Source organism: Streptomyces qaidamensis, from assembly GCF_001611795.1.
Lineage (GTDB): Bacteria > Actinomycetota > Actinomycetes > Streptomycetales > Streptomycetaceae > Streptomyces > Streptomyces qaidamensis.
The window spans coordinates 1,341,045-1,360,847 of the sequence record NZ_CP015098.1 but is presented as its reverse complement, the minus strand read 5'-3'; the positions used below and the strand labels follow the sequence as shown (position 1 = coordinate 1,360,847).

General features: G+C 72.4%; 14 protein-coding genes. 12 read left to right on the top strand and 2 right to left on the bottom strand.

Translation table 11 applies throughout. The annotated features are described in order from the left end of the window. The first annotated feature begins 6 nt into the window (after positions 1-6). The gene (locus A4E84_RS05685; protein ID WP_062925490.1) at positions 7-1,611 is read left to right on the top strand and encodes a peptide-N4-asparagine amidase; all 1,605 of its coding nucleotides are present in this window, start codon (positions 7-9) and stop codon (positions 1,609-1,611) included. Positions 1,612-1,786: 175 nt separating this feature from the next. Next, entirely contained in the window at positions 1,787-3,289 is a 1,503-nt protein-coding gene (locus A4E84_RS05680) for a cation:dicarboxylate symporter family transporter (protein WP_237304854.1), read from the top strand. A gap of 135 nt (positions 3,290-3,424) precedes the next feature. On the opposite strand, the gene A4E84_RS05675 is transcribed toward A4E84_RS05680, so the two are convergent. Continuing rightward, positions 3,425-3,874: a MarR family winged helix-turn-helix transcriptional regulator gene (locus tag A4E84_RS05675; protein WP_062925489.1), complete on the bottom strand. Its 450-nt coding sequence runs from the start codon at positions 3,872-3,874 to the stop codon at positions 3,425-3,427. Between the two features lie 86 nt (positions 3,875-3,960). Here A4E84_RS05675 and A4E84_RS05670 point away from each other — a divergent pair, with 86 nt between their 5' ends. Continuing rightward, entirely contained in the window at positions 3,961-5,763 is a 1,803-nt protein-coding gene (locus tag A4E84_RS05670; protein ID WP_062925488.1) for an ABC transporter ATP-binding protein, read from the top strand. Between the two features lie 43 nt (positions 5,764-5,806). Next, positions 5,807-6,652, top strand: coding sequence for an endolytic transglycosylase MltG (gene mltG, locus A4E84_RS05665; protein WP_062925487.1), 846 nt, complete (start codon positions 5,807-5,809; stop codon positions 6,650-6,652). 71 nt (positions 6,653-6,723) lie between these two features. Here the strand turns inward: mltG and A4E84_RS05660 are convergent, their stop codons facing one another. Continuing rightward, entirely contained in the window at positions 6,724-7,800 is a 1,077-nt protein-coding gene (locus tag A4E84_RS05660) for an NAD(P)-binding domain-containing protein (RefSeq protein WP_062925486.1), read from the bottom strand. A 161-nt stretch (positions 7,801-7,961) separates the two neighbouring features. Here A4E84_RS05660 and A4E84_RS05655 point away from each other — a divergent pair, with 161 nt between their 5' ends. The 8 genes from A4E84_RS05655 (at position 7,962) to A4E84_RS05620 (ending at position 19,609) form a co-directional block, all read left to right on the top strand. Beyond that, positions 7,962-9,158: a serine hydrolase domain-containing protein gene (locus tag A4E84_RS05655; RefSeq protein ID WP_062925485.1), complete on the top strand. Its 1,197-nt coding sequence runs from the start codon at positions 7,962-7,964 to the stop codon at positions 9,156-9,158. 171 nt (positions 9,159-9,329) lie between these two features. Continuing rightward, positions 9,330-9,752 (top strand): YjbQ family protein, encoded by a 423-nt coding sequence (locus A4E84_RS05650; RefSeq protein WP_062925484.1) that lies wholly within the window; start codon positions 9,330-9,332, stop codon positions 9,750-9,752. A gap of 145 nt (positions 9,753-9,897) precedes the next feature. Next, complete coding sequence (locus A4E84_RS05645) at positions 9,898-12,870, top strand: SpoIIE family protein phosphatase (RefSeq protein WP_062925483.1); 2,973 nt, start codon at positions 9,898-9,900, stop codon at positions 12,868-12,870. A 120-nt stretch (positions 12,871-12,990) separates the two neighbouring features. Further along, positions 12,991-14,541 carry a sugar ABC transporter ATP-binding protein gene (locus A4E84_RS05640; RefSeq protein ID WP_062925482.1) on the top strand — a complete coding sequence of 517 codons (1,551 nt, stop codon included), beginning with the start codon at positions 12,991-12,993 and terminating at the stop codon, positions 14,539-14,541. Beyond that, entirely contained in the window at positions 14,538-15,590 is a 1,053-nt protein-coding gene (locus A4E84_RS05635; RefSeq protein ID WP_062925481.1) for an ABC transporter permease, read from the top strand. Before A4E84_RS05640 ends, A4E84_RS05635 begins: the two co-directional genes overlap by 4 nt. Before the next feature lie 46 nt (positions 15,591-15,636). Next, complete coding sequence (locus A4E84_RS05630) at positions 15,637-16,800, top strand: substrate-binding domain-containing protein (protein ID WP_062925480.1); 1,164 nt, start codon at positions 15,637-15,639, stop codon at positions 16,798-16,800. A gap of 164 nt (positions 16,801-16,964) precedes the next feature. Next, on the top strand, positions 16,965-18,071 hold the full coding sequence (locus A4E84_RS05625; RefSeq protein ID WP_062925479.1) for an NAD(P)/FAD-dependent oxidoreductase: 1,107 nt from the start codon (positions 16,965-16,967) through the stop codon (positions 18,069-18,071). Between the two features lie 134 nt (positions 18,072-18,205). Then, positions 18,206-19,609, top strand: coding sequence for a cytochrome P450 (locus A4E84_RS05620; RefSeq protein ID WP_062931328.1), 1,404 nt, complete (start codon positions 18,206-18,208; stop codon positions 19,607-19,609). Positions 19,610-19,803: the final 194 nt, after the last annotated feature.

Here is a 19,803-nt window from a genome sequence, read left to right as displayed (position 1 = left end):
CCGCACATGAAGAGACGGATAGTCATGTCCATGCTTGCCGGGGCGACCCTCCTGGCGGGCACCCTCCTCGGCACCGGGCCCGCCGGTGCGGCGGACGTCCCCGCCCCGGCGGGCGGCGTCCCCGCCGAGTTCGGCACCGACTGGCACGACCCGGTCACGGCCGCACCGCCGGTGGAAAGGCCCTCCGGAAAGTCGTGTGAAGTCACCCTCGCCCAGGCGCAGTTCCGTGACTTCACCCCGTATCGCGGCACGTACACCCCGCCCGACGGCTGCGGCGACCGCTGGAGCAAGGTGGTGCTGCGGCTCGACGGCAGGGTCAAGGGCCGCCAGTACGACCGGCTCGGCTACCTGCATGTCGGCGGGGTCGAGATCTTCCGCACGTCGACGCCGCAGCCCTCGCCGGACGGCATCGAGTGGTCCGTGGAGAAGGACGTCACGCGCTACGGCGACACCTTCCGCACGAGCCGGGACGTCGAGATGCTCATCGGGAACGTCGTCGACGACACCTACACGGGCGTCCTCGACGTCAAGGTCACGCTGACGTTCTACCAGGGCCGCCCCGACGGCAAGAGCCCCGACCGGGTCCTCACACTCGACGGCGACTCGGCCCTCACCACCCCTCGCAACAGCGAGCGGATCGTCGCCGAGGTGTACGCGACCGGGTCCGGCGGAGGCTGCGAGGAGTACTGGTACCTGACCGTGCCCGAGCCGGCTCCGTACTCCTGCAAGGCCGGTGCGGGTCCGTACCGGGAGGTGCAGATCAGCGTGGACGGACGGCTCGCCGGCATCGCCGCACCGTTCCCGACCGTGTGGACCGGAGGCTGGTCCAACCCGTTCCTCTGGTACGTGATCCCGGGCCCGCGCGCCTTCGACATCAAGCCGATCACCTACGACCTCACCCCCTTCGCCGGAATCCTCAACGACGGCCGCCCGCACCGCGTCGAGGTCTCGGTCGTCGGCGTGCCCGAGGGGCAGACCGGCTGGAGCACGCCCGTGAACGTCCTGGTGTGGCAGGACGAGCAGCGCGCACGGGTCAGCGGGAAGCTCACCGTGCACAACGAGGGCGACCTCACCAACGCATCGGTGTACACGCCCGGTTCGGAGCACGTGGTGGCCACCGAGGGCGCGCACCGGCTGACCGTCGGCGGCTACGTCGACACGTCGCACGGCCGCGTGACGACCACCGTCAGCCGCTCGCTCGCCGGCACGTCCACGCACCGCTGGACCGACGGCGAGACGCGTGACGCTCTCGAAGCCGCCTGGAGGGACGACGAGTCGGTGACCGTCGGCGGGCGTATGACGCGGACCCACCGCGGCTACACGATGGACGGCACGACCACCCTCGGTGCGGGCGACCGCCTGCGCACCGTGCTGGCCCTCGGCGACCGCGCCACGGTCGTCGGCACGCACGGCGGACGACGCACCGCGTGGTCGCGGCTCGACAACTCCTATACGGGCGACGCGACATACACGGCGAACGTGCCGCGCGATCAGCGCCACGCCGTCGGCACCACGAGTGAGCGCTACCGGCTGTACGGCTCACGCGGTTGCTACGACCGGACTCTGACCGCCGTGCAGGGGGTGATCACGGAGGACCGCAACCGGTGCTGAGGTGAGCAGTGGGGTGCGTGTGGTGTGAATCACTTATGAAGCTTTTACTTGGCTGAAACGTTGCGGCCTTGTGCGCGATCAAGACAGCCTCCAGGGTGTTCGGAAACGGAATCCGCTTTCCGCATCACAGAAGTCCCCTTCGGGTTCTGTGTGTCCCGTCCCCCTAGGAGGCTTCGTGCCCCCGTCCGTACCGTCCCTCCCGCGACGCGTCGCACGCACTGTACGTACCTCGCTTTTCGCGCAGGTTACCTGCGCGCTCGTCCTCGGAATCGTCGTCGGAAAGCTGTGGCCGGACACGGCCACGGCTCTCCAGCCGCTCGGCGACGGTTTCACCCGGCTCATCAAGACCGTGATCTCGCCCCTGGTGTTCTGCGTGGTCGTCGTCGGCATCGCCAAGGCCGGTGACCTGAAGGCGTTCGGCCGGATCGGGGTCAAGGCCCTCGTCTGGTTCGAGATCGCCTCGACGGCCGCCCTGGTCATCGGGCTTGTCGCCGCCAACGTCGTCGGCCCGGGCAAGGGCATGAACGTCGACCCCTCCTCGCTGAACGCCGCGGCGGTGGACGAGACGACGGGCGGGGGGCACCTGCCCACGGCGACCGAGTTCGTCCTCAACGCGCTTCCACAGAGTTTCATCGGCGCCTTCGCCGAGAACGAACTGCTCCAAGTCCTCATCCTGGCCTGCCTGGTGGGCGCCGCCCTGCTGCACCTCGGCCACACCAAGGTGCCGAAGATCCTGCCCGCGATCGAGCAGGCCCAGGAGATCATCTTCGCGGTCGTCGGCTTCATCATGCGGCTGGCCCCGATCGCGGTGTTCGGCGCGATGGCCCACCTGGTCGGCAACTACGGCCTGGGCGTGATGAGGACGTACGCCAAGCTCATCGTGCTCTGTTACGTGGCGGCGGCGCTGTTCATCGCGCTGCTGGCCGTCGCCCTGAAGGCCGTTACCGGTCTCAGCCTGTGGAAGTTCCTGCGCTACATCCGCGAGGAGATGCTGCTCGCGCTCGGTACCGCGTCCACCGAGTCGGTCATGCCGCGGGTGATGCAGAAGCTGCGCCGGGCCGGTGCACGCGACGACGCCGTGGGGCTGGTGCTCCCCACCGGCTACTCCTTCAACCTCGACGGCGCCTCGCTCTACCTGTCCATCGGCACGCTGTTCATCGCCCAGGCCGTGGGGGTGGACCTGAGCCTCGGCCAGCAGGTCACCGTCGTCCTGGTGCTGATGCTGACCAGCAAGGGCATGGCGGGCATCCCGGGCTCGGCGTTCCTCGCCCTGTCCGCGACCGCCTCCTCCCTGGGGGCGATCCCCGCCGGGGCCGTCGCGCTGCTGCTGGGCGTGGACCGCATCATGGACTCGATGCGCGTCGTCACCAACCTGCTCGGCAACTGCGTCGCCGTGTTCGCGGTGTCCCGCTGGGAGGGGGCCCTGGACACCGACCGGGCGAAGGGGGTGCTCGACGGGGAGGACCCCTCCGAGCCGGACGAGGGTGGCATGGACGCCGACGGCGGGCTCGGTGCCGTCGAGCCGGCCCCGGGCATCCCGGCCCAGAAGCCCAAGGAGCCCAAGGAGCCCAAGGAGCCCAAGGAGCCCAAGGAGCCCAAGGAGCCCAAGGAGCCCAAGGAGCCCAAGGAGCCCAAGGGGCTCAACGGGCTCAAGGAACCCGCTCCCGAGGCCGGTTGACCGGAACCGAGCGGGCTGTGGCCTCCACTCCGACAGGATGAACGGAGGCCGCGGCCCGCTGTCGTGTGCCGGCCCCCGGCAGGGTCCCGCCGGCGTCTCGTCCCTTCAGTAGGTCCCCGTCGGCATCTCGTCCCCTCAGCAGGTCCCCGTCGGCGGGCCGTCGATCAGCGTGTCCAGCAACCCCCCGAGCGACTCCCGCTGACCCCCCGTCAGCGGCGCGAGGATCTCCTCCGCGGCCGACCTGCGCGCCGCCCGCAGCTCGCGCAGCGCGCCCCGGCCGTCGTCCGTGAGCTCGATGCGGATCACCCGCCGGTTCGTCGGGTCCGGGACCCGGCGCACTTTGCCGCTCGCCTCCAGGCCGTCGACCAGCGTCGTCACGGCCCGCGGCACCACCTCCAGGCGCTCGGCGAGGTCGGCCATGCGCGGCGGCGATTCCCAGTGCGCCAGCGTGCGCAGCAGCCGGGACTGGGCGGGTGTGATGCCCAGCTCACGCTGCTCCAGATGGCGCTTCTGGATGCGGTGCACCCGACGGGTGAGCCGCAGCAACTGCTCGGCGAGAAGGCCGTCGGAGTCGGGCGTGGTCATGCGGGAACATTATCAGGATGCAGTTCATTGTGAGTATAGGTAACAATGAGCTGTGATCCGATCCGCCGCATCCCTCGTAGGAGCCCATGCATCCCGACCGTGAAGCCCCCTGGACCCCGCCGGCCGACTCCAAGGAGCAGCCTCGGCAGGTCCGCCGCATCCTCGGCCTCTTCCGCCCCTACCGGGGCCGGCTCGCGATCGTCGGGCTGCTGGTCGCCGCCGCGTCGCTGGTCTCGGTCGCCACGCCCTTCCTGCTGAAGGAGATCCTCGACGTCGCGATCCCCCAGGGGCGCACGGGCCTGCTCAGCCTGCTCGCCCTCGGCATGATCCTCAGCGCCGTCCTCACCAGCGTCTTCGGGGTTCTCCAGACCCTGATCTCCACGACGGTCGGCCAGCGCGTCATGCACGACCTGCGCACCGCCGTCTACGGCCGGCTCCAGCGCATGTCCCTCGCCTTCTTCACCCGCACGCGCACGGGCGAGGTGCAGTCCCGCATCGCCAACGACATCGGCGGCATGCAGGCCACCGTCACCTCCACCGCGACCTCCCTGGTCTCCAACGTCACCAGCGTGGTCGCCACGATCGTCGCGATGCTGGCCCTCGACTGGCGCCTGACGGTCGTCTCCCTGCTGTTGCTGCCGGTGTTCGTGTGGATCAGCCGCCGCGTCGGCAACGAACGCCGGAAGATCACCACCCAGCGCCAGAAGCAGATGGCCGCGATGGCCGCCACGGTCACCGAGTCGCTCTCCGTCAGCGGCATCCTGCTCGGCCGCACCATGGGCCGCTCCGACTCGCTGACCAAGTCCTTCTCCGACGAGTCCGAGGAGCTCGTCGGCCTGGAGGTCCGGTCGAACATGGCCGGGCGCTGGCGCATGGCCGTCATCACGATCGTCATGGCCGCCCTGCCCGCCGTCATCTACTGGACCGCCGGCATGGCCCGCCAGCTCGGCGGCCCCGAGGTCTCCATCGGCACGATCGTCGCCTTCGTCTCGCTCCAGCAGGGCCTGTTCCGCCCGGCTGTGAGCCTGCTGTCGACCGGTGTGCAGATCCAGAGCTCCCTCGCCCTCTTCCAGCGCATCTTCGAGTACCTCGACCTGCCGGTCGACATCACCGAACGCCCCGACCCGGTCCGCCTCGACCGGATCAAGGGCGAAATCCGCTTCGACGACGTCTCCTTCGGCTACGACGGCAAGGACGGGCCGGTGCTCGACGGCATCGACCTCACCGTCCCGGCCGGCGGCAGCCTCGCGATCGTCGGCCCCACCGGCGCAGGCAAGTCCACGCTCGGCTATCTGGTGCCCCGGCTCTACGACGTCACCGGCGGCCGCGTCACCCTCGACGGGGTCGACGTCCGCGACCTCGACTTCGACAGCCTGGCCCGCGCGGTCGGCGTCGTCTCGCAGGAGACGTACCTCTTCCACGCATCCGTCGCCGACAACCTGCGCTTCGCCAAGCCCGACGCCACCGACGAGGAACTCCGCCAAGCGGCCGAGGCGGCGCAGATCCACGACCACATCGCCGCCCTGCCCGATGGCTACGACACCGTCGTCGGCGAGCGCGGCCACCGCTTCTCCGGCGGCGAGAAGCAGCGCCTGGCCATCGCCCGCACCATCCTGCGCGACCCGCCGGTCCTCATCCTCGACGAGGCCACCAGCGCGCTGGACACCCGGACCGAAGCCGCCGTCCAGGACGCCATCGACGCCCTGTCGGCGAACCGCACCACCCTCACCATCGCCCACCGGCTGTCCACCGTGCGCGGCGCCGACCAGATCGTCGTCCTCGACGCGGGGCGCGCGGTCGAACGCGGTACGCACGAGGAGCTTCTGGAGGAGGGCGGCCGGTACGCGGCGCTCGTACACCGGGACGCCCAACTGGAACCGACAAGATGAAAATATGCCGGGTTTGTGACGATATGCGGGTTACCGTGCCCGCATGCACAAGAACACTCCGCCACGGAGCACGATTCGACTGACGCGCAGGGGCCGTTTCGCCCTCGTCGCGACCGGAGCCGTCGTGGTCGGCACCGCCGTGGCGGTGCCGCTGCTGACCCTGGGGACCGAGGAGGAGAGCCGTCCCACGACCCTGGCCGTCCCTGAGGGCTGGCGCGCGAGCCAGGTCTACGCGGCCGTCGACAAGGCCCTCGCCCTGCCCGCCGGCAGCACCAAGAAGTCCCTGGACAAGGCCGCGCTGAAATTGCCGAACGACGCCGACGGCAACCCGGAGGGCTACCTCTTCCCGGCCACCTATCCGCTCCAGGAGAAGACCACGCCGGACCAGCTCCTCGCGCTGATGGTCGACACCGCCAACGACAGGTTCAACGGCGCGCCCATCGCCGCCGGGGCGCAGCGCAACGCCATGAACGTCTACCAGGCCGTCACCATCGCGAGCATCGTGCAGGCGGAGGCGGCGACCAAGGCCGACATGGGCAAGGTGGCCCGGGTCATCTTCAACCGCCTCGAACGCGGCATGCCGCTGCAGATGGACTCCACCATCAACTACGCCCTGAACCGCTCCACCCTCCGCGCGACGGAGGCCGACACCCGGATCGACAGCCCTTACAACTCGTACCAGCGCATGGGTCTGCCGCCCACGCCCATCGACAACCCCGGCGAAGAGGCGATGCGGGCGGCCATCAACCCGCCCCCGGGCGACTGGCTGTACTTCGTCACGGTCCGCCCGGGCGACACCCGCTTCACGGCGGACTACCACGAACACCAGCGCAACGTCGCGGAGTTCAACGCGCAGAGGAAGAAGAGCGGGGCGCAGGCGGCCGGGTGAGGGCGGTCCGGTGGACCCCGCCCCGCCGCACGCCGCGTCCAGTGAGGGCGACCAGGTGGGCCCCCTCCCCGTCACGCCACCGCCGGCTCCCGCTCCAGCATCCGCCTGATGTCCCGTACAGCCGCGCGGCCGGCCCGGTTGGCTCCGATCGTGCTGGCCGACGGGCCGTAGCCGACGAGATGGATGCGGGGGTCCGCGGCCGCGTGCGTGCCCTCCATGCGGATGCCGCCGCCGGGGGAGCGCAGCCGGAGCGGGGCGAGATGGTCGATGGCGGCGCGGAAGCCGGTGGCCCAGAGGATGACATCGGCGTCGACATGGCGGCCGTCGGTCCAGTCGACGCCCGTCGGCGAGATGCGGTCGAACATCGGCTGCCGGTCGAGCACTCCGTCCTCGATGCCCTGCCGGATCGCGTCGTTGAGCGGCAGCCCGGTGACCGACACGACACTGCGGGGCGGCAGCCCTAGCCGGACCCGCTCCTCGACGAGCGCGACCGCGGCGCGGCCCGCGCCCTCGTCGAAGGGGCCCTCGCGGAAAACGGGCGGGCGCCGCGTCACCCAGGTGGTGGCCGCCGCGTGCGAGGCGATCTCCAGCAGGTGCTGGGTGCCCGAGGCGCCACCGCCCACCACCACGACCCGCTGCCCGGCGAACTCCTCGGGCCCGGGGTACTGGGCGGTGTGCAACTGCCGCCCCCGGAAGGTCTCCTGGCCCGGATAGCGGGGCCAGAACGGCCGGTCCCAGGTGCCGGTCGCGTTGATCAGCGCCCGCGCCGACCAGACCCCGTCCGAGGTCTCCACGAGCAGCCGCCCGCCGGGCCCCTCGCGCACGGCCCGTACGTCCACCGGGCGCCTGACCCGCAGGTCGAAGGTCCGCTCGTAGCGGTCGAAGTACGCGCCGATCACCTCGGCGGACGGCCGCGCCGGGTCCGCGTCCGTGAGCTCCATGCCCGGCAGGGCGTGCATCCCGTGCACCTTGCCGTACGTCAGCGACGGCCACCGGAACTGCCAGGCGCCGCCGGGGGCGGGGGAGTGGTCCAGCACGACGAAGTCGCGGTCCGGCTCGAAACCGGACCGCCGCAGGTGATAGGCGCCGGCCAGCCCGGCCTGCCCCGCGCCGATGACGACTACCTCGACCTCGTGTGTGTTGTTCACGCTTCTACTAACCGGGGCGGGGTCGTGGATCTTCCCGCCTGGCGGCTCGCGCGGCTCCGAACGAGTGGACTCCTCCCCTCGCGGACCGCAGGGCGGTCTCCGCCAGGGGCGCGGATGGTGATGTTCCTTGCGTCCCGCCCCCTCCGGAAGAGGCGCCCCCCATGAGACGTACTCCCTCCCGCCGTCTGCTCGCCGCGGCCCTGCTCGTGGCGTCCGTGCTGGCCCCGATGGCGACGATGCCCGCCACCGCGGCCCCGGCTCCCGCCACCGCCGGGCACGACGACCTCCCGCGGCACGGTCTCGGAACCGGGCTCACCGAACGGCTCGACCGGGCTGTCGCCAAGGTCCGCGAGCAGGCCGGCATCCCCGGGGTCGTCGTAGGGCTGTGGATGCCCGGCAGGGGCAGCTACGTCCGCGCCACCGGCGTGGCCGACACCGTCACCCGCATGCCGATGACCGCCGACTCCTACGTCCGGATCGGCAGCGAGACCAAGACCTTCACGGTCACCGCGCTGCTCCAGCTCGTGGACGAGGGCCGGATCGGGCTGGACGACCCGATCGCGAAGTACGTCAGGGGCGTACCGGGCGGGCACCGGATCACGCTGCGCCAGCTCGCCGGGATGCGCAGCGGCCTGTTCCCGTACACCGCCGACGCCGGATTCATCCACGACCTGCTGAGCGAACCGGAGCGCTACTTCAACCCCCGCGAGGTGCTCACCTACGGCTTCCGGCACGCCAACACCTTCGGACCCGGCGAGGACTTCCAGTACTCCAACTCCAACCTCGTCCTGCTCGGCCTGGTGATCGAGAAGGTCACCGGCCGCAAGCTCGCCGACGTCATCCACGAGCGGGTGCTCCGCCCGGCCGGCCTGCGCCACACCCTGTTCCCGCAGGACGACGAGTTCCCCGAGCCGCACCCGCGCGGCTACACCGACCAGACGCTCAGCGGCGAGGTCGAGGACGTCACCGACTGGAATCCCAGCTGGGCCTGGGCGGCCGGGGCGATGATCTCCGACCTGCACGACCTGCGCCGCTGGGCGAAGGTCGTGGCCACCGGCGAACTGCTCAGTCCCGAGACCCAGGCGCAGCGGCTGCGGACGCTGCCCACCGGCTATCCCGGGACCGACTACGGCCTCGGCATCTTCGAGACCAACGGCTGGATCGGGCACAACGGCTCGATCCCGGGCTACGAGACCGTGACCGTCTACCTGCCCGCGCAGAAGGCCACCCTGGTCATCATGATCAACACGGATGTCGCGGTCGAGGGCCAGGAGCCGTCGACACTGCTCGCCCGGGCGATCACCGCGGTCGCGACCCCCGGCAACGTCTACGACGGCTCGGTCGTCACCCGGCCGTGACGCGCGGGTCCCCCGCTCCGGGGGACCTCACGGCCGCGGCATGCACACGACCGCGCTGTGCGCACGGTCGGCGGCGGCGTCTCGGTCAATGGGACGTCCGTATCGCCGGCCGACCCGGCGCGCGGCCCGGGGAAGCCCGAGAAGCCCCGGCGCGTGCGTCAGGATGGGGGCATGTCAGATGTCTTCACCACCCGAGTTCTGAACCTCAGCACCGGCGCCGCGGAGCGGGTCCTCGACATCACCGGCGACTGCGAGTCCTTCCTGCGCGAGGCGGCGGCCGGCCGGGACGGCCTCCTCAACGTCTTCGTCCCGCACGCGACGGCCGGCATCGCCGTCCTGGAGACCGGCGCCGGCAGCGACGACGACCTCCTGGCCGCGCTGCACACCCTGCTGCCCGCCGACGACCGCTGGCAGCACCGGCACGGCAGTCCCGGCCACGGCCGTGACCACGTCCTGCCCGCTCTGGTCCCGCCGCACGCGACCCTGCCGGTGCTGGGCGGCCGGCTGGAGCTCGGCACCTGGCAGTCGGTGTGCCTGGTGGACACCAACAAGGACAATCCGGAACGGAAGGTACGCCTGAGTTTCCTGGGGTGAGCGCGGTCCCACGACTCCGGCCCGACGGTCGCCCGCCCCGCATGGCCCTGGCGCACCGTGACGGCCGCCCGTAATGCCCGTATCCTCATCAATGCCAGATTCTCTTCCGAGCAGCGGATTGTCGCGGGCGCAAGTGAGGCGAAGCGTGGTTCGGTCCGGCGAGGAACCCAGGCCGGCGGGGCGTGCGACGGACGGCACGGGACCCGCCAGCCTCCGCGAGCTGTTCCTCCAGGGCGAGCCGGTCGAGACGGGTGTGCGGACGTCCATCCTGGACTCGTGGCAGCGCTGCCGGTCCCTGGGCCTGTCGCCGGACACACTGGACCTGCCCTACCGAGAGGACTTCGACCCGGGCGGCCGTATCGTCCGGGCGGCCGTGCCGGTCCTCGACCGGCTGCAGGCCACGTTCGCCGGCAGTCAGGTCAACATCTCGGTCGCCGACGCGAACGGGACGGTGCTGCTGCGCCGCTTCGGGCATCCGTCGATGGCCAGGAGCCTGCCTGACATCCAGGTCGTCCCGGGGTTCGTGTTCGCCGAGCAGGTCGCCGGCACCAACGGCATCGGACTGGCCCTGGCGGAGCGGCAGCTCATCCGCGTCTACGGCGCCGAGCACTTCGCGGAGCGTTCCCAGCAGAGCGCCTGCGTCGCGCTGCCCGTCCGGGACCCGCTCAGCGGGCGCATCGAGGGTGTCCTGTGCCTCGGCTATCCGCGCGGCTTCGAGAGGCCCGCACTGGGCGTCGCGATCCGCCGGGCGGCCGAGGGCATCGAACGGCGGCTGCTGGGGCAGAGTTCCGCGCGTGAGCGTGCCCTGCTGCGGACGTACCTGGCCGCCGGGGCCGGCACCGCCGGTCTTCACCGCGGTGTGACGCTGGACGCGGTGGCGGACGAGTTCCACCCCCGTGACCAGGCGATCCTGCGGGAGAAGGCGGCCGAGCTGATCTCCGGTGCGCAGCGGGGAGCCGCCGAGGTGGCCCTCCCCGACGGCCGGCGCGTGACGCTCGTGAGCCGTCCGGTGACCAGCGGCTCCGGTGTGCGGGGCATCGCCATCGAGGCCGTGCTGCCCGGCTCCCCGGGAGAGCCGCTCGTCATACCGCACCAGACGGACGAGTGGTCCGCCCTCACCGCCGCCCCCGCCGTCCCGCTCTCCGCGGCCCGCCCGGCGATCACCCTGCCGTCCGGGCACCTTGCCGCGCCCTCCGGTCCGCTCGTCGCTGCCGACGGAGACGGCGGAGCGGCTGCTCCCGGCGGGACGGCCGGACCGGTCGCGCCCGCCGAGGCCCCGACCGCCACCGCACCCGGCCCGGCGCGCACCCCTGCCGGACCCGCCCCGGCGGACAGCGACGGGAGCCCCTCCGAGCCCGCCGCAGCCGACGGGGACGGATCGGGTCCCGCCGGGAGGCACTCCGAGGCGGCGTTCCCGGCCCGGGGGCTGGTGATGCTGGGGGAGCCGCAGGTCGGGGCCTACGCCCTCGCTGCGCGCCGCCGTCTGGAGCTGCTGTCCGGGGCCAGCACCCGCATCGGCACCACCCTGGACGTGCGCCGCACGGCCGAGGAACTGGCCGAGACCGCGGCTCCCGGACTGGCCGACTTCGTCACCATCGACCTGCCCGACGCCGTGCTGCGCGGAGAGGAGTCCGCCGACCCCATCGCCGATCTGCGCCGCACGGTCGTCCACGGCATCCGTGAGGGCCTGCCCTTCACACCCCCCGGCAAGCGCGTCGACTTCGGCCCGACCACACCCCAGCTGCGCTGTCTCAGCAGCGGCGAGGCCGTGCTGGAACCGGACCTGAAGGCCGCCGCGGGCTGGCTCGCCCAGGACCCCGAGCACACCGCGCGCCTGCTGGTCCACGTCCACTCCCTCATCGCGGTACCGCTGCTCGCCCGCGGTGTCGTCCTCGGGGTCGCCTCCTTCTACCGCGCGGGCAGTCCCTTCGGGGACGACGACCGCTCCCTGGCCCAGGAGCTCGCCTCCCGCGCCGCCCTGTCCATCGACAACGCCCGGCGCTACACCCATGAGCGCACCATGGTCCTCGCCCTCCAGCGCCGGCTCCTCCCGCACGGTCTGCCCGACCAGGACGCCGTCGAGGTCGCCCATCGCTACCTGCCCGCCGAGTCCGACGTGGGCGGCGACTGGTACGACGTCATCCCGCTGTCCGGCGCTCGCGTCGGACTGCTCGTCGGCGACGTCGTCGGTCACGGCATGCTCTCCGCGGCCACCATGGGCCGGCTGCGCACCGCCGCCCGCAGTTTCGCCGAGCTCGACTTCCCGCCCGACGAGGTCCTCACCCACCTGGACAACCTGGTGGGCCGCCTGGACCGGGAGGACCCCGACGGCAAGGGCGCCGGCGTCATCGGTGCGACCTGCCTCTACGCCGTCTACGACCCGACAACGCAGCGGTGCCTGATGGCCCGCGCCGGCCACCCGCCACCCGCCGTCGTCCACCCCGACGGCACCGTGATCTATCCCGACCTCCCCGCCGGGCCCCCGCTGGGCCTCGGCGGCCTGCCCTTCGACGCCGTCGAGGTGGACCTTCCCGCAGGCAGCCAGCTGGTCCTGTACACCGACGGTCTCATCGAGGACCGCAACCGCGACGTCGACGCGGTCCTGGAGCAGCTGCGCGAGGCCCTGGCCCACCCCGAGCGCGCCCCCGAGGAGACGTGCCAGGCGGTCCTGGACACCGTGGCGCCCGCGCACCCGCACGACGACATCGCCCTGCTCGTCGCCCGCGTCCACGCCATGGACCCGGGCCGGATCGCCACCTGGGAGCTGCCCGCCGACCCGGCCCAGGTCGGCGAGGTCCGGGCGTCCGCCATGCGGTGGCTCTCCGGCTGGGGACTCGACGAGACCGGGTTCGCCGCGGAGCTGATCCTCAGCGAGCTGATCACCAACGCCATCCGGCACGGCGCCGCGCCGATCCGCGTGCGGCTGCTCCACGGCAGGACCCTGATCTGCGAGGTCTCCGACGCCAGCAACACCGCACCGCACCTGCGCCGGGCGGCCAGTACGGACGAGGGCGGACGCGGCCTGTTCCTCGTCGCCCAGCTCTCGCAGAGCTGGGGCACCCGCTACCTGCCCGAGGGCAAGGTCATCTGGGCCGAATGCGATCTCGACGCGGCGTGACGCGGTCACCGGCCCGGCAAGCGGCAGTCAGCGCAGCCCCGCGCCGGTCGGCCCGGAGATCAGACCCCCTCCGGAGTCACAGCGAGCCGAAAAATGCCCGAAATGATGTAATTTGATCGAGTGCGCGACGCTCCCGACACGCCCCCGGAGGCGGCTTCACCCTTCGGGCCGGAACCCCTGGTCCGGATCCGCGGACTCAGCAAGCGGTTCGGCGGCACCGTCGCGCTGGCCGGTGCCGACCTCGACGTCCACCCCGGCAGCGTCCTCGCCCTGCTCGGGCCCAACGGCGCCGGGAAGTCCACGCTGATCAAGATCCTCGCGGGGGTCCACCACGCCGACGCGGGGCAGATCACCGTCGCCGGGGAACCCCTCGGCAGCCCCACCGCCACCCGGAGCATGTCGTTCATCCACCAGGACCTCGGTCTCGTGGAGTGGATGACGGTCGCCGAGAACATCGCCCTGACCAACGGATACGGGCGCCGGACCGGGCTGATCTCCTGGCGGCGCACCCGTGCGCGCTGTGTCGAGGCCCTGGGGATCGTCGCCGCCCACCTCGACCCGGACACGCCGGTCTCCGGCCTCGCACCGGCCGACCGCTCGCTGGTCGCGATCGCCCGGGCCCTGGCGGCACACGCGCGGCTCATCGTCCTCGACGAGCCGACCGCCCGCCTGCCCGCCGCGGACTGCGCCCGGCTCTTCCGTGTCCTGCACGACCTGCGCGACCGCGGGCACGCCGTCCTCTACGTCAGCCACCGCCTGGACGAGGTGTACCGGGTCGCCGGCCTCTTCGCCGTCCTGCGGGACGGCCGCGTCGTCAGTCACGGCCGGCTCGCCGGGCACAGCCCCGCGCGTCTGGTCCGCGACATCGTCGGAGAGGCGGACGAACCGGCCGTCCACCGCCCCGCCAGGACCCCGGCCGGCACGGCGCCCGTCCTGGCCCTCGACGCCGTGCGCACCGCCCGGGCCGGACCCGTCCGTTTCGAGCTCGCCCCCGGGGAGGTCCTCGGCCTGGTCGGCCTCTCCGAGGCCGGGCACACGGACCTCGGCCGCGCCCTCGCCGGTGCCCGGCCCCTCTTGGGCGGACGGGTCCTCCTGCACGGGCGGCCGTACCGGCCCGGTACGGTCGCGGAGGCCGTCGCCCTCGGGGTCGGCCTGGTGCCGGGCGACCGGCTGCGGGAGGGCTGCCTTGCCCAGCTGACCGTACGGGAGAACCTCCTGGCGAACCCCCGCGCGGGCGGCGTGCCCGCTGCGCGCTGGATCGGCCCCCGCGCTGAACGGGCCCGGGCCGCCGCCCTGATGGACCGCTTCTCGGTACGACCCCGCGACAGCGAGACCCCCATCGCCACGCTGTCCGGCGGGAACCAGCAGAAGGTCATGATCGGCCGCTGGCTGCGGACGGACCTGCGGCTGCTGATCCTGGAGGAGCCGACCGCGAGCGTCGACGTCGGCGCCAAGAGCGCCATCCACCGACTCCTGAACGAGGCGCTGGAGGCGGGCCTCGCCGTACTGCTGCTGTCCACCGACTTCGAGGAGGTGGCGAGCGTGTGCCGGCGCACGCTGGTCTTCGTGCGCGGAACGGTGACGGCCGAGCTGAGCGGCCCCGCCCTCACCGTCGCCGGACTGACCCGGGCGGCCTCGGCCATGCCCCCGTCCACGGCCGGGCACCCGTGACGCCGCCCCGGACGCGCCACCGCCCCGGCGGCCACCACATCGGCGCCTACGGCCTGCTCGCCCTCACCGCCCTGCTCTACCTGGTCTTCTCCCTCGCCCTGCCGGACACCTTCCCCACGCTGGACACCGTCGACTCGATCCTGTCCACCCAGTCGATCCCGGCCGTCCTCGCGCTGGCCGCCATGGTGCCCGTCGTCACCGGCGCGTTCGACCTCTCCATCGGCTACGGCCTGGGCCTGGCCCACGTGATGGTGCTCCAGCTCGTCGTCAACGCGGGGTGGCCCTGGCCGCTCGCCTGCCTCACCGTGCTCGCCGGAGGGCTGGTGGTGGGCGTCCTCAACGGCGTCATCGTCGAGTTCGGCCGGATCGACTCCTTCATCGCCACCCTCGGCACCGGCAGCATGATGTACGCCGTGACCGGCTGGATCACCGACGGCGGCCGGATCGTCCCCGGCCCGCAGGGCCTGCCGCCCGCGTTCACCGACCTCTACGACTCCTCGTTCCTCGGCCTCCCGGTCCCCGCCTTCTACGTGCTCGCCCTCGCGGCCGTCCTCTGGCTGCTGCTGGAGCGGTTGCCGCTGGGCCGGTACCTGTACGTCGTCGGGTCCAACCCGCGCGCGGCCGACCTCGTGGGCATCCCCACCCGCAGGTACACCGTCTACGCGTTCGCCGCCTCGGGCCTGATCGTCGGTTTCGCCGGAGTGCTGCTCGCCGCCCAGCAGCAGATCGGCAACCCGAGCGTGGGCCTCGACTACCTGCTGCCCGCCTTCGTCGGCGCCCTCCTCGGTTCCACGGCGATCAAGCCCGGCCGGCCCAACGCCCTCGGGACCGTCGTCGCCGTCGCGGTCCTCGCCGTCGGCCTCACCGGCATCGCCCAGCTGGGCGCCGAGTTCTGGACGGTGCCGCTGTTCAACGGCGGGACCCTGCTCATCGCCGTGGGCCTGGCCGGGTACGCGGCCCGCCGCCGGCTGCGCGGCGGCGCGGCCCGCGACGCCCCCGCCGCACCCCCGTCCTCCCCGGCGGGGGCGGACGGCACGGCCCCGCCCTGACCCTCTCGGCACGCCCCGCCGCGTCGATCCCCTCACTGGAGTCCCCGTGCACCGCACCCGCAAGGCCGCCCCCGCCTTCCGCACCGCGCGGCTCGCCTCCTGCGCCCTGCTGGCCACGGCCGCCGCCCTCACCGGCTGCGAACGCGGTTCCTCCGACGGCGCGGACGAGACCGCGACGGGCCCGAGCGGCTGCCCCACCGTCCAGGCCCGGGCCAGGGAAGCCGTCACCCGGGCCGAGCGGACCGACATCCCCTGGGGTGGACCCACCAACGGCCCCGAGGCGGTGTCCGGCAAGAGCATCGTCTACGTCGCCCAGACCATGACCAATCCCGGTGTCGCGGGCGCCGCCAACGGGGTGCGGGAGGCCGCGCGGGCCATCGGCTGGAACGTCCGGGTGATCGACGGCGGAGGCACCCCGGCCGGCATCCAGGCCGCCATGAGCGAAGCCGTCGCCCTGCGGCCCTCGGGCATCGTCATCGGCGGGTTCGACCCCGACTCGACGGCCCAGCAGGCCGCCCGGGCCAACGCGCAGCGCATCCCGCTCATCGGCTGGCACGCGGTCCCCGACCCCGGCCCCAGCCGGCAGCCCGACCTCTTCACCAACGTCACCACCCGCGTCGAGGACGTGGCCCGCATCAGCGCGCAGTGGATCATCTCCGACTCGAACGGCCGTGCCGGGGTGGTGCTCATCACCGACGCGTCGATCCCCTTCGCGCGGAACAAGTCCGACCTGATCCGCGAGGAGCTGGAGAGCTGTGAGGGCGTGCGGCTGCTCTCGGTGGAGAACATCCCGATCCCCGACGCCAGCAGCCGCACCCCCCGGGAGATCTCCTCCCTGCTCTCCCGCTTCCCGGACCGCTGGACCCACTCCGTGGCCATCAACGACCTGTACTTCGCCGACGCCGCCCCCGCCTTCCGCGCCGCCGGCGTGAAGGGCTCCGGGCCGCCGTTCAACATCGGGGCCGGCGACGGCGACCCGTCCGCCTTCCAGCGCATCAACGCCCGGCAGTACCAGGCCGCCACCGTGCCCGAGCCGCTGTCCCTGCAGGGCTGGCAGATCGTCGACGAGTTCAACCGCGCCTTCTCCGGCCGTCCCGACAGCGGGTACGTGGCCCCCGTGCACATCGCCACGGCGGGCAACAGCGAGGGCGCCACCAGCTGGGACCCCTCGGGCTACCGCGAGGACTACCGGAAGATCTGGGGGAGGTGACGGCCGGTCAGGTGCCGATCCCTTCACGGAACATGCACGGAACCTCGGGATCCCTTTAACTTTCAAGGGCTACTGTCGCGTCAGTCGAGTGGCCGCCGGGGGTCGATCCGAGCGGGGCCCGTCCGCGGCGGCCCTCGTTCCCCCCCAGCACAGGAGACCCGGTTGTGTACGACGGCGACGTAGTGGTGATCGGCGGCGGCTATGCCGGTGTCCGGCTGGCCAGACGGCTGGACGACACGGCCCGGGTCACGCTGGTGGACCGCAAGGAGGTCTTCTTCCACCGCATCGCCTCCCTGCGCGCGGGAGTGCGCCCCGAGTGGACGCACACCCCCTTCATCCCCTACGACCGGCTGCTGCGCCACGGCCGGGTGGCCACCGGCAAGGCCGTCCGCATCGACACCACCGAGCGGCAGGTCGTCCTCGCCACCGGCGAGCGGCTGCCGTACGACGTGGTCGTGATCGCCACCGGCGCCGACTACCCCGAGCCGGCCCGCTTCACCGGCACCACGACCGAGGAAGCGGCCAAGTCCTTCGCCGAGCACCAGCGCAACATCGCCACGGCCGAACACGTCCTGGTCGTCGGCGGCGGCCCCGGCGGCGTCGAACTCAGCGCCGAGATCCGCCTCGCCCGCCCGGAGGCCCGCGTCACCCTCGCCCACTCCGGGCCCGCCCTGCTGGACTCCACGGGCAGTGCCCGTCCGGGACGCAAGGCCCTGGCCTGGCTGGAGTCCCACGACGTGGAGGTACGGCTCGACTCCTTCATGTCGCCGGGCAACGACTTCGGCACCTACCGCGACGCCCGCGGCACGATCATCGAGGCCGACCTGTCCTTCTGGGCGACCGGCACCACCCCCAACACGCTCTGGCTGCGCCTGGCCGGCCACGGCGACTGGCTCAACGGAGCCGGGCGCGTGAAGGTCGACCGCAGGCTCCGGGTCGAGGGCTGGCCGGACGTGTTCGCCGTCGGCGACGTGAACGACGTCAGCGAACTCAAGATCACCCCCGCCGCACTCGCCCAGGCGGACATCGCCGCCCACAACATCCGCGGCTACCTGCAGAGTTCCGGCAAACACCGCAAGGAGCCGCGCCTGTACCGCCCGATCCAGCGCACCCCGCTGATCGTGCCCTTCGGCCCTGCCGACGGACTGACCGTACTGCCCGTGCCGGGCGGAGAGTCCGCCGTCCTCGGCAGCCGCACCACCACCCTGACCAAGGCGAAGAGCCTCATGACGCCCTACATGCGCCGTCAACTCGGTTACACGGCCGCCTGACCCGCGGCCTCGCCGTCGTCACCACCCCACCCCCGGCCGTTACCCGCGGGTTCGGTCTGGGGTAGGGTCCCCACCGTTTCCGGCTACCGGCTGATGGTGTGCCGGTACAGGGCGTGTCGGAGGGTGGCAAGACGATGGAATCCCAGCGGGGTGACGGCGGATCCGTGGACCTGGACGGCACGAGCCTGGAGACACTCGCTCCCGAACCGCTGCTGACCAGGGACTACGAGGTGCGGCCCGCGCTCGTGTACGAGCGGCTGCGCCAGCAGCACGGCCCGGTCGCGCCGGTCGATCTGCTGGGGGTGCCGGCCTGGCTGGTCCTCGGCTACCGGGAGTCGCTCCAGGTGCTCCAGGACGACGAAGGCTGGCCCAAGGGCCTGGAGAACTGGCGGGCCCGCACCGAGGGCAGGGTGCCGTCCGACTGGCCGCTGGGGCCCTCCCTGGAGGTCAACCACATCCTGATCCAGGGCGGCCCCGGCTACCGGCCGCTGCGCACCGCGTGGGACGTCGCCCTGAAGCCCTTCCAGGACCCCCGCCACCCGCAGGCCAAGCGTCTGAAGGCCGCCGTCACCGCCTACGCCGACGAACTGATCACCCTCGTCGGGCAGGGCGGCGCGACCGGCGTTGCGGACCTGTCCGCGCAGTTCTCCCGCCCGCTGCCGCTGATGGTGGCCAGCCATCTGCTGGGCTTCCCCGGCTCGCAGGGCGACGACGCGCTCATGGACATGTGGCGCGTGCTCGACGCCGGCCCGGACGCCGAGGCCGCACTGGAACGCCTGCTGGCGACGCTGGCCGAACTGGCCGCGCTGAAACTGGAGAAGCCGGGCGACGACTTCCCCTCGTACCTGCTGGCCGCCCACCCGGACCTGTCGCTCGACCAGCTCGCCCGCGAGCTGTTCATGCTGCTGGGCATGACCTCCGACCACGTCGGCATCCTCATCTCCAACACCGTCGTGGAGGTCCTCTCGGGCGAGGGCAGCGTGCGCGCCAGCCTGTCCGCCGGCATGGTCAGGGAGAGCATGAACCGGGTGGTCATGCGCAAGCCGCCCCTGGTCAACTTCGTCCCGCGCTTCGCCGCCCGGGACACCCAGCTCGGCAACTACACCATCCGGGCGGGTGATCCCGTGTGGGTCTCCCCGGGCGCCGCGCACGCCGACCCGCTCTTCGCCGACCACGTCGCGTCGGGCACCACCATCAGCACCCGGGCCCACCTGTCCTGGGGAGCCGGACCGCGCCAGTGCCCGGCGCGGGAGCTCGCCTCGACCGTCGCGGCGGCCGGTGTGGGGCGCCTGTTCGAGCGGTTCGACTACCTCGACCTGGCCCTGCCCGCCGACCAACTGCCGTGGCGCTCCTCGCCGTTCATGCGAGGCCTGCGTTCCCTGCCCGTACGGTACGAACTCGCCTCCGTGCCGCCCCCTCGGCCCTGGGCGGACGTCCCCGCCCCGGGTGTGGCCGAGGAGGTGCTCCCGGACCAGGCCGCGCGGCAGCGTTCCTCGCTGTGGCGCTATCTGACGGGCCTCATCCGTGGCGGTCGCTGACCTGGAAGGACCGAGTCGAACGCCTATCCCGCACCGGCGTTCGTCACGGCCCCGGGATGACGCTTTCACGCCGCACACGTGACGAAAGGTGCTGGTCCAAGGGGCGCCCGCTCTGCGATGCTCGTGACAGATCCCGGGACAGGGCGCGAGGGCCCGCGGGGGCCGGGCAGGTACACCTCGATGACCTGCCCGGC